Below are 13,117 nucleotides of genomic sequence, written 5' to 3'. Positions count from 1 at the left end.
CGCCGTTGATCATGAGGTTGGCGGGCACCGCTTCGGCGTGTCGCCCCGCTAACCTCATGATCGACGAGTCGGAGAGGTGGACGGCGTGACGCTGCTCGTGGTGGGGGCCAGCGGCTTCCTCGGCGCCGAGGTGTGTCGGCAGGCGGTGGCGGCGGGACAGCGGGTGGTCGGCACCTGGCACTCGGCCGCCGTCGCGGTGCCGGGCGTGGCCGCCCGCCGGCTCGACGTCACCGACCGGTCCGCCGTCCGCGCGCTGCTCACCGAGGTACGCCCCGACGCCGTCGTCGCCACCCCCTACCGCTACGACGACTGGACGGTCACCGCCGACGGGGCGGCCCACGTCGCGGCCGCGGCGGCCGAGGTGGGCGCTCGGCTCGTGCACCTGTCCAGCGACGCGCTGCACGGCGGGCGCCCGGCGCCGTACCTCGACGACGACGTGCCCACCCCGGTGAACGCGTACGGGGCGGCGAAGGCGGCGGCGGAGACCGCGGTCCGGGCGATCGACCCGGGCGCGGCGCTGGTGCGTACCTCGCTGATCGTGGGGGAGGGGAGCAAGCAGATCCAGCTCTGCCGCGACGCGCTCGCCGGCCGGGCGACCCTCTTCACCGACGAGGTTCGCTGCCCGATCGACGTGGTGGACCTCGCCGCCGCCGTGCTGGAGCTGGTGTCCTCCGGGTACGCCGGCCTGCTCAACGTGGCCGGCCCGGACCCGGTGAGCCGCGCCGAGCTGGGCCTCCTGGTCGCCCGGCGGTCCGGGCTCGACCCGGTCGGCCTGAACACCACGACCGCCGTCGCCGCCGGCGTGCAGCGCCCCGCCGAGGTACGCCTCGACTCCTCCCGCGCCGTCGGGCTGCTCCGTACCCGGCTGCGCGGCGTCACCGAACTCCTCGCTTCCTGAGCGTCACCGCGCCAACTGTCGGATCATGCACACTTTCTGTGCACAACTCTTGTGCATAGAAAGTGTGCACAGATATTGTGCATCCATGGGGAACGACAGGAAGCCGGCACCGCGCGAGGTGCGGCTCGACAATCAGCAGGTACGCGCCCTGGCGCACCCGCTGCGGACCCGACTGCTCGGGGCGCTGCGGGTGAAGGGACCCGCCACCGCCACGCGCCTCGCCGAGCTGCTCGGCACCAACACCGGGGCGACCAGCTACCACCTGCGCCAGCTCGCCGAGGTCGGGCTGGTCGCCGAGGACCCCGATCTCGGCACCGGCCGGCAGCGGTTCTGGCGGGCCGCGCACGACGTCACCAACTGGGAGCCGACCGACTTCGACGACGACCCGGACGCCCGCGCCGCGATCGACTGGATCCAGGGGAACCAGGTGCGGCACTTCGTCGAGCACGCCGAGAAGTGGCTCGCCGTCCAGCACGAGTGGTCCCCGGCCTGGCGGGACGCGTTCGGCATGGGTGACATCTTCATGACCATCCCGTCGACCCGACTTGCGGCGCTGCAGACCGAGGTGTGGCAGATCCTCGACCGCTACCGCGCGGAGGCCGACCCCACGGAGCCCGGTGCCGAGCAGGTGCAGATCTTCCTCGCCGCGCTGCCGCTGCTGGCGGACCTGCGGCTCGCCGACCCGCCGTCCGAGGAGGAGCGATGAGCACCCTGTCCGTACGCCAGGTCCGGTTCCGCTACCTCACCCTCTACGGGCTGCGCTGGCTGCCCAGCGGCCTGCTGATGCCCGTGATGATCCTGCTGATGCAGGAGCGGGGCCTGTCGCTGTCCCAGATCGGCCTGGTCGCCACCGCGCAGGGACTGGTCGTCCTCGCGCTGGAGCTGCCGACCGGTGGGTTCGCCGACGCGCTCGGCCGCAAGCCGGTGCTCGTCACCGCCGGGGTGACCTGCCTGATCTCGCTGGCACTCTTCGCGGTGGCCGACTCGTTCTGGCTCTTCTTCCTGGTCTGGGCGCTGCAGGGCGTCTACCGGGCGCTGGACAGCGGCCCCCTCGAGTCCTGGTACGTCGACACCACCCTGGCCGCCGATCCGGACGCCGAGTACGAGCGAGGCCTCGGCTACGCCGGCACCGTCATCGGCCTGGCCATCGGCGCCGGTGCCCTGCTCAGCGGCGGCCTGATCGCGCTCGGCCCGGTCGGACCGGTCAGCGCGCTGACCCTGCCCGTGCTGGTGGCCCTCGTCCTGCAGGCCGTGTCGCTGGTCGCGCTGCTGGTCCTGCTGGTGGAGACCCGGCCGGCCAAGGGCGTTGCCGCGCTGCGCGCCTCGATGGTCGACGCGCCCCGGATGGTGGGGCAGGCGATCGGCCTGCTGCGCCGCTCCCGGGTGCTGCTGGCCCTGATCGCCGTCGAGCTGTTCTGGGGCTTCGGCATGGTCACCTTCGAGTCCCTGCTGCCGGTACGCCTCTCCGAGGTGGTCGGCAGCGCCGACCGCGCCGCCGCCCTGCTCGGCCCCGCCGGCTCGGCGGCCTGGCTGGCCAACGCGGCCGGCGCCGCGCTCACCCCGTTCCTGCTGCGCCGGCTGGGCGCCGCGCCCGCCGCCGCCCTCATGCGGGTACTCCAGGGCGTCACCGTGGTCGGGATGGGCCTGCTCGCCGGCCCGGTCGGCGTGCTCATTGCCTACCTGGCCTGCTACACCATCCACGGTGCGTCCAACCCGCTGCACATGGGGCTGCTGCACCGGCAGGTCGATGGGCCGTACCGGACCAGCGTGCTCTCGCTGAACTCGATGATGGCCCAGCCGGCGGGCGCGCTCGGCGCGGTGGTCCTGACCACGGTGGCCGACCGGAGCAGCGTCAGCCTCGCCATGCTGGTCGGCGCGGTGGTGCTGGCGCTGGCCGCCCCGCTCTACCTGCCGGCCTGGCGTGCCAGCCGGTCCGCCCGCAGCGTGGCGGAGGAGACCGCCTCCGGCCCGGGCGATCCCGCCTCCGGCCCGGGCCTTCCGGGCGTCGGCCCGGTGCCGGCGGCGCCCGTCGGCGACGCGCCGGTCGCCCCGACGGCTGGCACGGTCCGGGCGGGCTGACGTGCCTGAGGCCGCCCGGTCGGGACACCGCCAGGTCGCTGACCTGGCGGTGTCCACCGCGCCCGACCGCCGCCAACTCGGCGATCTGCGGGCGTCAGGCGGGCCGGGACGCCAGGTCGGCGAGGTGGCGGTGTCGAGTGGGTGGGGATGCCCCCGGGTCGGCGACCTGGCGGTGCCGGGGGGCCGGGACAGCGCGTGGCGGCGCCCGCGCAGGCAGGTCGTGCGGGCGCCCTCAGCCGAGTTGGACGGAGCTTCGGGGCTCGGTGCCGGTGTAGCCGAGGCGACGGTAGAGCCGGATCGCGGCGACGTTGTCCGGGTAGACGCCGAGCGCCACGTGGTCGTACCGGGCGAAGAGGGCGCGGGTCATTCCGGCGGTGAGCGTCGCGCCGAGGCCACGGCCCCGGCGGTCGGGAGCCACGGTCAGCCCGGCCAGGAAACCGATGTCACCCCGGCTGCGGTCGGCCCCGCAGGCCACCAGGCGGTCACCGTCACGGATGCCGTACCAGTCGACGACCCGCGGGTCGCCGGGACGGGTGGTGGTGGCGGGGAAGGACGCCTCGATCAGCGCGGCCAGGGCCGGGTGGTCGGCCTCGGTGAGACGGACCACCCGCTCCTCCTCCGCCTGCCGCGACGGCGGGGTGGCGGTCCAGAGGAAGTCCCAGTCGTGGAGGCGGGCCGCGGTCAGCCGGCCGGCGAGCTCCTCCGGTGACGTGCGGGGCAGGTGCAGCCACTGCCCGGCCTGCAGGGTCCCGTCCGCCACCAGGCCGGCGCAGGCGTCCAGCGCCGGCCCCAACGCCCCGAGCGCCTCGGCGGCCGGGCCCCGGCCCGGCGGCAGCAGCCAGCCCACCGCACCGTCCCGCCGCCAACCGCGCGCCTCGTGGCCCCGCCACAGGGCATGCCGGACGTACGGGTGGTGGCCGGCGGCGGCGAGCAGCGCATCCCGACCCACCAGGACCTGGTCGGCAGTGATCATGCGGCCAGCCTACGAGAGGAGACCCCATGCCCGGCATCCGCTCCGCACACCCGGTACGACTGCCCGGCCACCGTTGCCTGCTGCGTGAGTGGGACGACGACGATCTGGTCGCCATGCACGCGCTGTACAGCGACCCGCGGGTCGTCGAGCGGGTGCTGGACGAGTCGCCGCCGTCGGTGGACGAGATCCAGGCGGTCCTGCCGGCGTGGCGCCGGGCCGCGCAGGATTCGCCGCGCCTGTCGTACCGGCTGGCCGCCGCCTCGGCCGACCGGCTGGTCGGTCTCGGGACCCTCACCGTCACCAGCCCCGAGCACCGGCGCGGGGAGATCGGGTACGTGATCCACCCGGATCACTGGGGCCGGGGCCTCGGCACCGAGGTCGCCGGCCTGCTGCTGCGCCTCGCGTTCGAGCAGGTGGGCCTGCACCGGGTGGAGGCCACCACCCGCCCCGACCACGCCGCCTCGTGGCGGGTGCTGGAGAAGGTCGGGATGCGGCAGGAGGGGATCAGTCGCGACCACTTCTTCGTCCGGGGCGCCTGGTGGGACTCCGTGCGCTACGCCGTCCTCGCCACCGACCCGTGGTCGGCCGGCTGAGCGGAGCCCCGTCCAGGGTGGAGATTGGCGAACCGACCGATCGGGTACATCCGTCGCCGACCTACTGGGACCCCCACCGGAGGAACGACCATGCTCGCCATAATCGCGGCCATCGTGTTCGGCTTCGCGTTGCTGCTCGACTTCCTGAACACCAACCTCGGCGCGCCCGACCTGTTCAACGCGCAGACCCTCAGCCTGATCGGCTTCCTGCTGCTCTCCCTCTACCTGGCCGGAGTGGGCTCCGGCGCGCGCGGCGGCCGTTGGTACCGGGGCCGGCGGCCGGGTCGCGGCTGACCGGAACCGATCAACCCGGGCCGGGCCAGCGGCGCGATTCCAGCGTCGTCGGGCCGGCCCGGTACTGTTCTCGTGATGGAGTCCGACGCCCTCTTCACCCTCGGCGAACCCGCCGGAGCGCCCAGCGCCCCCGCGGGCTCCGGCGGCGTCGACGGGTTCACCGCCGTCGGGGTGGATTCCCCCCTGCCCGTTCGGATGCGGCCGGCCAGCATCGACGAACTCGTCGGGCAGGACCACCTGCTCGCCCCGGGCGCGCCGCTGCGCCAGTTGGTCGAGGGCGCGGCGCCGATGTCGGTGATCCTCTGGGGGCCGCCGGGCAGCGGCAAGACCACGATCGCCCATCTGGTGGCCCGGGCCACCGACCGGCGCTTCGTCGCCATGTCCGCGCTGACGGCCGGCGTGAAGGACGTCCGCGCGGTGATCGAGGCCGCTCGCCGGCAGCGCCGCTCCGGCGGGCCGCAGACGGTGCTCTTCATCGACGAGGTGCACCGGTTCAGCAAGACCCAGCAGGACTCGCTGCTCGCCGCGGTGGAGGACCGGACGGTCACCCTGCTCGCGGCGACCACGGAGAACCCGTACTTCTCGGTCATCTCGCCCCTGCTGTCCCGCTGCGTCCTGCTGACCCTGCAGCCGTTGGACGACGACGCCGTGCGTGGCCTGCTGCGCCGCGCGGTCGCCGACGAGCGCGGCCTGGCCGGCGCGCTCACCCTGGAGACCGAGGCCGAGGACCATCTGGTCCGCCTCGCCGGCGGCGACGTACGTAAGGCGCTCACCGCGCTGGAGGCGGCGGCCGCCACCGCCACCGCGCTCGGCACCGGGCGGATCGACCTGGCCACCGCCGAGCAGGCCGTCGACGTCGCCGCCGTCCGGTACGACCGCGACGGCGACGCCCACTACGACGTGACCAGCGCATTCATCAAGAGCATGCGCGGCTCGGACGTGGACGCGGCGCTGCACTGGCTGGCCCGGATGCTGGTGGCCGGCGAGGACGCCCGGTTCATCGCCCGGCGGATGGTCATCTTCGCCAGCGAGGACGTCGGCATGGCCGACCCCACGGCGCTGACCGTCGCCACCGCCGCGGCGCACGCCGTCGAGTACGTCGGGCTGCCCGAGGCGCAGCTCAACCTGGCTCAGGCGGTGATCCATCTGGCCACCGCACCGAAGTCCAACTCGGCCACCACGGCGATCGGCGCGGCCATCGCCGACGTCCGCGCCGGCCGTGGTGGGCCGGTGCCCCGCGGGCTGCGCGACGCCCACTACTCCGGTGCCCGGGGGCTCGGGCACGGCGCCGGCTACCGCTATCCGCACGACGACCACCGCGGGGTGGTCACCCAGCAGTACGCTCCGGACGATCTCGTCGGGACCGACTACTACCGGCCCAGCGGGCACGGTGCGGAGCGCGCGGTGGCCGGCCGGCTGCCGCTGCTCCGCCGGATCGTCCGCGGGCTGCCGACACCGGCGGCGCGGGTGGAGGCCGCCGTCAACGGTGGTCGCCCGCCCGGCGCCGAGCAGGTCAACGTGGCGAATGAGGGCGGCAGTGACGCCGTCGGAGAGGGTCAGCAGTGATGGCGCGTGGTCCGGAGCGGCCGGAGGACGGCCCCGACGAGCGGCGAGACCCTCGTGCCAAGGGCCGCCGGTGGGGGCGCGGCAAGGCCGACGCCGAGCCGGACGCGGCGACCGCTGGCGAGGAGTTCGGCTGGATCGACGACCTGCGTACGGCGAAGCAGCAGCGGGCCGACCTCGGCCCGGACGGGGACGATCCCGGTGCCCGCCCCGGCGCGGCGCCGCCCCCGCGCGGCGGGATGCCGCCGGCGGCCCCCGGCCCCCGGCCCGGCGGGCCGTCGCCCGAGCCGACCCACGGTCCCCGTCCCGGTGCGGTGCCGCCGCCCGGTGCCGGCCGACCCGGGCCCGACGGCCCGCCCGCCGGGCATGGGGCGGCCGGCGCCGGACCCGCCACGCCCCCGGTCCGCCCCGGCGGCCCCGCCGCCGGACGCCGCCCCGTCGAGGGCCCCTGGCCCGGCGCACCGGAGCCCACCCGGCACCCGGCCGAGCCGTCCCGGCCGCCGCGCCGTGGCGGGGACGAGCCGACCGGCCAGCAGGGACCGGTGCCCCCGGCGCCCGGCCGGACGAGCGGCCCGCCCGGCCAGCGCACGGCGCCGTCGGGCGGGTCCGTCCCGAACCGGGCCGGGCAGGGACCCGGCCCGGATCGGGCCCCCGCCGCCCCGCCCCCGGGCCCCGGCTGGCAGCCTCCGGCATCGGAGGGGGCACGAGCCGCCGTCCCACCCACGCCGCGTGGCCGGCACGGGTCCGACGGGCCCGGCGGACCGAGCGCCGCCCCGTCCCCCGGCCGGGCGGGTGGCGTCGATCCGGCGGTCCGACCCGTGTCCGGCGGGGGCCGTCGCGCCCTGCCCGAGGGCGCCGAGCCCGACGCCGGGCGGCCCGGCGTGGCCTCGGCCCGTGCCACGGCCGCCCCCGGTGCCGGCGGCCGCCCCGCCGTCGACCCGGTGACCGGCGCTCCGCTGCCGGGCGCCCCCGAGCCGCGGCGCCGCCGGGGCCCGGCTGCGCCCGACCCGACCGCCGGCACGTCGCGGCTGGACGCCCCCGCCGAGCCGGGTGACGGGCGGGCCGGCGGCCGGCGCCGCGCCGAACCGGACCAGCCGGTGGTGGTACCGCGCAGCGGGAACGCCCCGCCGGTACCGAACGTCCCGTCCGACGTGTCCCCCGCCGGGCGGCGGCCGGAGGACCCGAGCGCCCCGACCGGTCGCCGCGCCGCGCCCGATGACGCAGCCATGCCGGCCGGACGGCGGGCCGCGCCCGACGATGCCGTGACCTCGACCGGTCGCCGCGCGGCTGCCGTGAATCCGTCGACGCCGACCGCGCGCCGCGCTGCTCCCGGGGACGCGGGGTCGGCCGCCGGCCGCCAGGCGGCTCCCCCCGACGACGGGGTGCCGCCGTCGGGGCATCGGGCCGTGCCGGACGACGAACCCACCTCGGCCGGTCGCCGGGCCGCTCCGGAGCCGCCGGGCGGACGCCGGTCCGCCGTGGACGGACCGCGGACGGGTCCACGCCGTGCGGCCCGGGAGGACATCGACGAACCGCGGCCGCAGCGTCCCGACCGATCCGCCGACTGGCTCCGGCAGGCCGGCCGCGCCCAGCACAGCGACGCCGCGATGCCGGCGGCGGGCCGACCCGCTGCCCCGATGGACGAGCCGACGGCGGGCCGGGGGGTCACCCCCGCCGGCCCCGGCCGTGCTGCGACCGGACGGGCCGGCGCGGCTGCCGTGCCTCCGGTCAAGCCGGACCGGTCCGGGGCCGCCCGGGGATCCGCGCGTCCCGCCGCGCCGGCCGGCCGACCCGCCGGCCCGGACGCCGGCCGCACCCCGGACCCCGACCGCACCGGCGGCCTGCCGACCAACGATCCCGGTCGGACCGGCGGTTTTCCCGTCGCCGGTGACCCGGCGCGGACCGGCGGGATTCCCTCGGGTGGCGATCCGGAGCGGCGGCCCGGCCCGGTATCTGCCCCGGCCGGGCGGCCCGGAGTAGGGCCGGCCGCCGGTGATGCCCGGACCGCCGGCCCGGCCCGGGGCGCGGCCCGACCGGGGCCGGACGGTCCCGTCCCGCCGCGTATGCCCGGCGATGACGGGCGCGCGCCCCAGCCGGGCGGCGAGCCCGGTCCGCGTACCGGCCCGGCCGGCGGTCCGGTGGTGGCCCGGGCAGCCGCGTCCGTGGCCCGGCCCGCCGACCCGGACGAGCGCCCGGCCGGGCGGGCGACCCCGCCCTCGGCCGAGCCGCACCGGCCCGGTCCGGCCCTGCCCCCGCCGGGGCGGACCGGCGAGCCGGCGGTGGCCCGGGCGGCCGCGGTCGTACCGACGCAGGAGCCCGCGCGACCGGGACCGGGAGACGGGGCCGGACCGGCGCTGCGGCGAGCCGAGGCGGAGCCGGTCGGGGCGGCCACCGCCGCCGGTGGCCTGCGCGGCGCCCGCTCCGAGCTGCGCCGGCAGATGCGCGAACGGCGGCGCCTGCGGTTGGGCATCCTCGTCCTGGTCAGCCTGGTGCTGCTCGGTGCGGTCCCGCTCTACTTCGGGGTGCGCACGCTCAGCCACGACCCGGTCTTCGACACCCTGGACGGGCTGGACGTGCCCTCGTGGGCTGCGGTGACAACCGTCGACAACGTCAGCGGCAGCCGTTGGTGCCTGCAGGACTGCCGGCTGCGGGAACGGACCATCGAGTCGCAGCAGGGGCCGAAGGAGACCGCGCAGGCGTACGAGCAGGCCCTCGCCAAGGACGGCTGGCAGCGCTGGAAGGTCGCCCGTTGCCCGGAGCAGGTCCCGGGCCAGCCGGCCAAGGGCAACTACACCTGCTGGCGCCGGGACGAGCTCACCCTCGACCTCTGGGTACGCGAGCCGGCCTGTGTGCCGCCGCCGGTGGACGGGGCGCCCGCGCCGTCTCCGGCCCCCTCGCCCGCAGCGCAGACGTGCACCGGGTCGTTGGTGTCGGTGAAGGTCCGCAACGCGATCGACGACGAGCGGACCGGGCCGCAGCCGAGCACTGATCCGTCACTCACCGGTGAGGATCCCTTCCCGACGCTCACCGACGATCCACTCGGCGAGTTGACACCCTCACCGTCGTGAGCACCTCTCCATCACGGACGGTAGGGTCTGGGGCTGGCGGGTCCGGTGGTGCGGTCGGTCATGACGGGCCGGGCCGAGGCGGAGTGCACAGGACGGTCGCGCGTCTCGGGGCGTCGGGCCCCGGGACCCTGGTCGAGGAGGACAGGCGTGGAACCTATGGAGGTCGCGGCGCTGGTCGCGGCAATCGCATTCGCGATGCTCGTGTTGATCCTGACGCTGCCCATCCTGCGGCTGCGGCACACCGTGGACGCTGCCACCCGGATGATCAACGACCTCAACGACCGTTCCGCACCGCTGCTGGGTGACGTCAACACCACGGTGAAGAACGTCAACACCGCCCTCGAGCAGGTGCAGACCTCCCTCGACGGGGTCAACCTGCAGCTCGCCAAGGTGGACACCATGACCAGCCACGCGCAGAACGTCACCGCCAACGTGGCGAACCTCGCCGCCGTGGTCTCCGCCGCCGCCGCGAACCCGCTGGTCAAGGTGGCCGCCTTCGGCTACGGCGTGCGCCGGGCCGCGGCCGCCCGCCGGCACGCGGAGAACGAGCGGGAGGCCCGGGACATCATCAAGCAGCGGCGCCGCGCTGAGAAGCGCGCCAACCGGTGACCCGGCGAGCGGGAGGACTGTGACATGAAGCGGTTGTTCTGGCTCGGCATCGGGCTGGCCGTGGGGGTGCTGGTGGTCCGCAAGGCGACCCGCACCGCGCAGGCGTACACGCCGGCCGGCATCGCCAGCGGCCTGTCCGAATCCGCCGGCAGCCTCGTCGAGTCGGTCCGCGGCTTCGTCGAGGACGTCCGGATCGGGATGGCCGAGCGCGAGCAGGAGATCCACGAGGCCTTCGCCCGCGGCGAGGTGTACGACGACCAGTTCGCCGAGTTGCGGGAGGACCCGCGGATCGGCAACCGAGAGATTTTCCCGGAGGAGCACCAGCGATGAAGACGGCGGAGATCAAGCGGCGGTACCTCGCCCACTTCGAGGCGAACGGCCATGCCGTGGTGCCGTCCGCTCCGCTGCCCGCCATCAGCGACCCGAACCTGCTGTTCGTCAACGCCGGCATGGTGCAGTTCGTCCCCTACTTCCTGGGCCAGCAGACCCCGCCGTACTCCCGTGCGGTCAGCGTCCAGAAGTGCATCCGTACGCCGGACATCGACGAGGTCGGCAAGACCAGCCGGCACGGCACGTTCTTCCAGATGAACGGCAACTTCTCGTTCGGTGACTACTTCAAGGAGGGGGCGATCCCGTTCGCCTGGGACCTGGCCACCAAGCCGGCCGACCAGGGCGGCTTCGGGCTCGACCCCGAGCGGATCTGGGCCACGGTCTACCTGGACGACGACGAGGCGTACGAGATCTGGCGGCGGACCGGCGTGCCGGTCGAGCGGATCGTGCGGCGCGGCAAGGCGGACAACTTCTGGTCGATGGGCATCCCGGGCCCGTGCGGCCCCTGCTCCGAGCTCTACTACGACCGGGGCCCCGCCTACGGGCGGGAGGGCGGCCCGGAGGTCGACGAGGACCGCTACCTGGAGTTCTGGAACCTCGTCTTCATGCAGTTCGAGCGGGGGCCCGGCGTCGGCAAGGAGGACTTCCCGATCCTGGGCGATCTGCCGGCGAAGAACATCGACACCGGCATGGGCCTGGAGCGGATGTCGTCCATTCTCCAGGGCGTGGACAACCTCTACGAGATCGACGAGGTCAAGCCGATCCTGGACAAGGCCGCCGAGCTGACCGGCAAGCGGTACGGCACCCGCTCCGGCCACGCGGCCAGCGAGTCGCACCCGGACGACGTCCGGCTGCGGGTGATCGCCGACCACGTGCGCACCGCGCTGATGCTGATCGGCGACGGAGTGACCCCGTCCAACGAGGGGCGCGGCTACGTGCTGCGGCGGATCATGCGCCGGGCCATCCGCGCCGTCCGCCTCCTCGGCTACCAGGACCGGGCGCTGCCGGAGCTGCTGCCGGTGGCCCGGGACTGCATGGCCCCGTCGTACCCGGAGCTGACCGCGGAGTTCGGCCGGATCTCCCAGTACGCGTACGCGGAGGAGGACGCCTTCCTCGCCACGCTGCGTGCCGGCACCACGATCCTGGACACCGCGATCGCGGATACCAAGTCCGCCGGGCAAACCTCGATCTCCGGTGACAAGGCGTTCCAGCTGCACGACACGTACGGCTTCCCGATCGACCTGACCCTGGAGATCGCGGCCGAACAGGGCCTGCAGGTCGACGCGGACGGCTTCCGCCGGCTGATGGCCGACCAGCGCAACCGAGCCAAGGCGGACGCGCAGGCGCGAAAGACCGGCCACACCGACGTGTCGGCGTACCGGTCGGTGCTCGACGGCGGCGGCCCGGTGGAGTTCACCGGCTACACCGAGCTGAACCGGGAGTCCCGGGTACGCGCCGTGCTCGCCGGCGGTGCCGAGGTGGCCGCGGCGGTCGAGGGGGACACCGTCGAGCTGGTGCTCGACACCACCCCGTTCTACGCCGAGGGCGGCGGCCAGCAGCCCGACCAGGGTCTCATCACGGTCGGCGGCGGCCAGCTCGAGGTCTTCGACGTGCAGCAGCCGGTGCCGGGGCTGATCGTGCACCGGGCCAGGGTGGTCCGGGGCGAGGTGCGCGCCGGGGAGACCGGGTACGCCGAGATCGACGTGTCCCGCCGGCGGGCGATCTCCCGCTCGCACACGGCCACCCACCTGGTGCACCAGACCATGCGCAACTTCCTCGGCGAGTCGGCCACCCAGGCGGGTTCGCTGAACGCGCCGGGCCGGCTGCGGTTCGACTTCAACACCCCGACCGGGGTCGCGCCGAGCGTGCTGCACGACGTCGAGCAGCAGGTCAACGAGGTGCTCCTGGCCGACCTGGAGGTGCACGCCTTCATCACCACCCAGGACGAGGCGCGCCGGATCGGCGCGATGGCGCTGTTCGGCGAGAAGTACGGCGAGCGGGTCCGGGTCGTCGAGGTGGGCGACTACGCCCGGGAGCTCTGCGGCGGTACCCACGTGGCCCGCTCGGCCCAGCTCGGCCTGGTCAAGATCCTCTCCGAGGCGTCGGTCGGTTCCGGTGTGCGCCGGATCGAGGCCCTCGTGGGCATGGACGCGTTCGGCTTCCTGGCCCGCGAGCACCTGCTGGTCTCCCGGCTGGCCGAGCTGTTCCGGGTCCCCGGCGACCAGGTCGCCGACCGGGTGGAGCAGACCGTCACCCAGCTCCGCGACGCGGAGAAGGAGCTGGAGAAGCTCCGCGCCCAGCTGGTGCTGGGCGGCGCGGCGGCACTGGCCGCGCAGGCCCGGGACGTGCGGGGCGTCGCGTACGTCGGGACCGAGGCGCCCGAGGGCGCGGCGGCCAACGACGTGCGGACCCTGGCCCAGGAGGTCCGAGGCCGGATCGACCCGGCCCGGCCGGCGGTGGTCGCCGTGGCCGCCCGGGCGAACGGCAAGGCGTCCCTGGTGGTGGCAGTCAACCAGGCCGCTCGGGCTCGGGGCCTGAGCGCGAAGGACCTGGTGAAGGCGGCCTTCTCCGGTCGGGGCGGCGGCAGCGACGAGCTGGCTCAGGGCGGTGGCCTGCCCGCCGCGGAGGCGCCGAACCTGCTCCAGACGGTGGAGAAGGCGATCGCCGAGGCGTGATGGTCGCATCGATCGAGGTCAGGGCGGACCGAACG

11 protein-coding genes are annotated in these 13,117 nt (G+C 75.5%); 10 read left to right on the top strand and 1 reads right to left on the bottom strand.

The window, feature by feature from the left end:
* Positions 1-85: 85 nt before the first annotated feature.
* The 3 genes from ACFYM6_RS29440 (at position 86) to ACFYM6_RS29430 (ending at position 2,977) form a co-directional block, all read left to right on the top strand.
* A complete protein-coding gene (locus ACFYM6_RS29440) occupies positions 86-898 on the top strand; it encodes a sugar nucleotide-binding protein (protein WP_387280716.1) in 813 nt (270 codons plus the stop codon).
* Positions 899-983: 85 nt separating this feature from the next.
* Entirely contained in the window at positions 984-1,604 is a 621-nt protein-coding gene (locus ACFYM6_RS29435; protein WP_387280715.1) for an ArsR/SmtB family transcription factor, read from the top strand.
* Complete coding sequence (locus ACFYM6_RS29430; RefSeq protein ID WP_387280714.1) at positions 1,601-2,977, top strand: MFS transporter; 1,377 nt, start codon at positions 1,601-1,603, stop codon at positions 2,975-2,977. Before ACFYM6_RS29435 ends, ACFYM6_RS29430 begins: the two co-directional genes overlap by 4 nt.
* Before the next feature lie 232 nt (positions 2,978-3,209).
* Here ACFYM6_RS29430 and ACFYM6_RS29425 read toward each other — a convergent pair whose 3' ends face one another.
* On the bottom strand, positions 3,210-3,950 hold the full coding sequence (locus tag ACFYM6_RS29425; protein WP_387280713.1) for a GNAT family N-acetyltransferase: 741 nt from the start codon (positions 3,948-3,950) through the stop codon (positions 3,210-3,212).
* Between the two features lie 26 nt (positions 3,951-3,976).
* Between ACFYM6_RS29425 and ACFYM6_RS29420 the strand changes: the two genes are divergently transcribed.
* From ACFYM6_RS29420 to alaS, 7 genes are all read left to right on the top strand, one after another.
* A complete protein-coding gene (locus ACFYM6_RS29420; protein ID WP_387280712.1) occupies positions 3,977-4,543 on the top strand; it encodes a GNAT family N-acetyltransferase in 567 nt (188 codons plus the stop codon).
* Positions 4,544-4,633: 90 nt separating this feature from the next.
* Positions 4,634-4,837, top strand: coding sequence for a hypothetical protein (locus ACFYM6_RS29415; protein ID WP_357442601.1), 204 nt, complete (start codon positions 4,634-4,636; stop codon positions 4,835-4,837).
* A gap of 75 nt (positions 4,838-4,912) precedes the next feature.
* Positions 4,913-6,403: a replication-associated recombination protein A gene (locus tag ACFYM6_RS29410; RefSeq protein ID WP_387280711.1), complete on the top strand. Its 1,491-nt coding sequence runs from the start codon at positions 4,913-4,915 to the stop codon at positions 6,401-6,403.
* 2,435 nt (positions 6,404-8,838) lie between these two features.
* Positions 8,839-9,468, top strand: a complete 630-nt coding sequence (locus ACFYM6_RS29405; RefSeq protein WP_387280739.1) for a hypothetical protein — start codon at positions 8,839-8,841, stop codon at positions 9,466-9,468.
* 147 nt (positions 9,469-9,615) lie between these two features.
* Entirely contained in the window at positions 9,616-10,077 is a 462-nt protein-coding gene (locus tag ACFYM6_RS29400; RefSeq protein ID WP_073835240.1) for a DUF948 domain-containing protein, read from the top strand.
* Positions 10,078-10,101: 24 nt separating this feature from the next.
* On the top strand, positions 10,102-10,407 hold the full coding sequence (locus tag ACFYM6_RS29395) for a hypothetical protein (protein ID WP_387280710.1): 306 nt from the start codon (positions 10,102-10,104) through the stop codon (positions 10,405-10,407).
* Positions 10,404-13,082 carry an alanine--tRNA ligase gene (gene alaS / locus ACFYM6_RS29390; protein ID WP_387280708.1) on the top strand — a complete coding sequence of 893 codons (2,679 nt, stop codon included), beginning with the start codon at positions 10,404-10,406 and terminating at the stop codon, positions 13,080-13,082. The genes ACFYM6_RS29395 and alaS overlap by 4 nt, the downstream gene beginning before the upstream one ends.
* Positions 13,083-13,117 lie beyond the last annotated feature (35 nt).

The organism is Micromonospora sp. NPDC006431 (genome assembly GCF_042870725.1).
Taxonomy (GTDB): Bacteria; Actinomycetota; Actinomycetes; order Mycobacteriales; family Micromonosporaceae; genus Micromonospora.
Note: the sequence above shows the minus strand (reverse complement) of the source record. Positions and strands in the feature narration are given on the sequence as shown.

What these genes read in the sequence shown, in the direction of transcription:
- ACFYM6_RS29425 (WP_387280713.1), bottom strand. Translation starts at nt 3,950, where the DNA reads ATGATCACTGCCGACCAGGTCCTGGTGGGTCGGGATGCGCTGCTCGCC.
- alaS (WP_387280708.1), top strand. Translation starts at nt 10,404, where the DNA reads ATGAAGACGGCGGAGATCAAGCGGCGGTACCTCGCCCACTTCGAGGCG.
- ACFYM6_RS29395 (WP_387280710.1), top strand. Translation starts at nt 10,102, where the DNA reads ATGAAGCGGTTGTTCTGGCTCGGCATCGGGCTGGCCGTGGGGGTGCTG.
- ACFYM6_RS29410 (WP_387280711.1), top strand. Translation starts at nt 4,913, where the DNA reads ATGGAGTCCGACGCCCTCTTCACCCTCGGCGAACCCGCCGGAGCGCCC.
- ACFYM6_RS29420 (WP_387280712.1), top strand. Translation starts at nt 3,977, where the DNA reads ATGCCCGGCATCCGCTCCGCACACCCGGTACGACTGCCCGGCCACCGT.
- ACFYM6_RS29405 (WP_387280739.1), top strand. Translation starts at nt 8,839, where the DNA reads ATGCGCGAACGGCGGCGCCTGCGGTTGGGCATCCTCGTCCTGGTCAGC.
- ACFYM6_RS29415 (WP_357442601.1), top strand. Translation starts at nt 4,634, where the DNA reads ATGCTCGCCATAATCGCGGCCATCGTGTTCGGCTTCGCGTTGCTGCTC.
- ACFYM6_RS29430 (WP_387280714.1), top strand. Translation starts at nt 1,601, where the DNA reads ATGAGCACCCTGTCCGTACGCCAGGTCCGGTTCCGCTACCTCACCCTC.
- ACFYM6_RS29435 (WP_387280715.1), top strand. Translation starts at nt 984, where the DNA reads ATGGGGAACGACAGGAAGCCGGCACCGCGCGAGGTGCGGCTCGACAAT.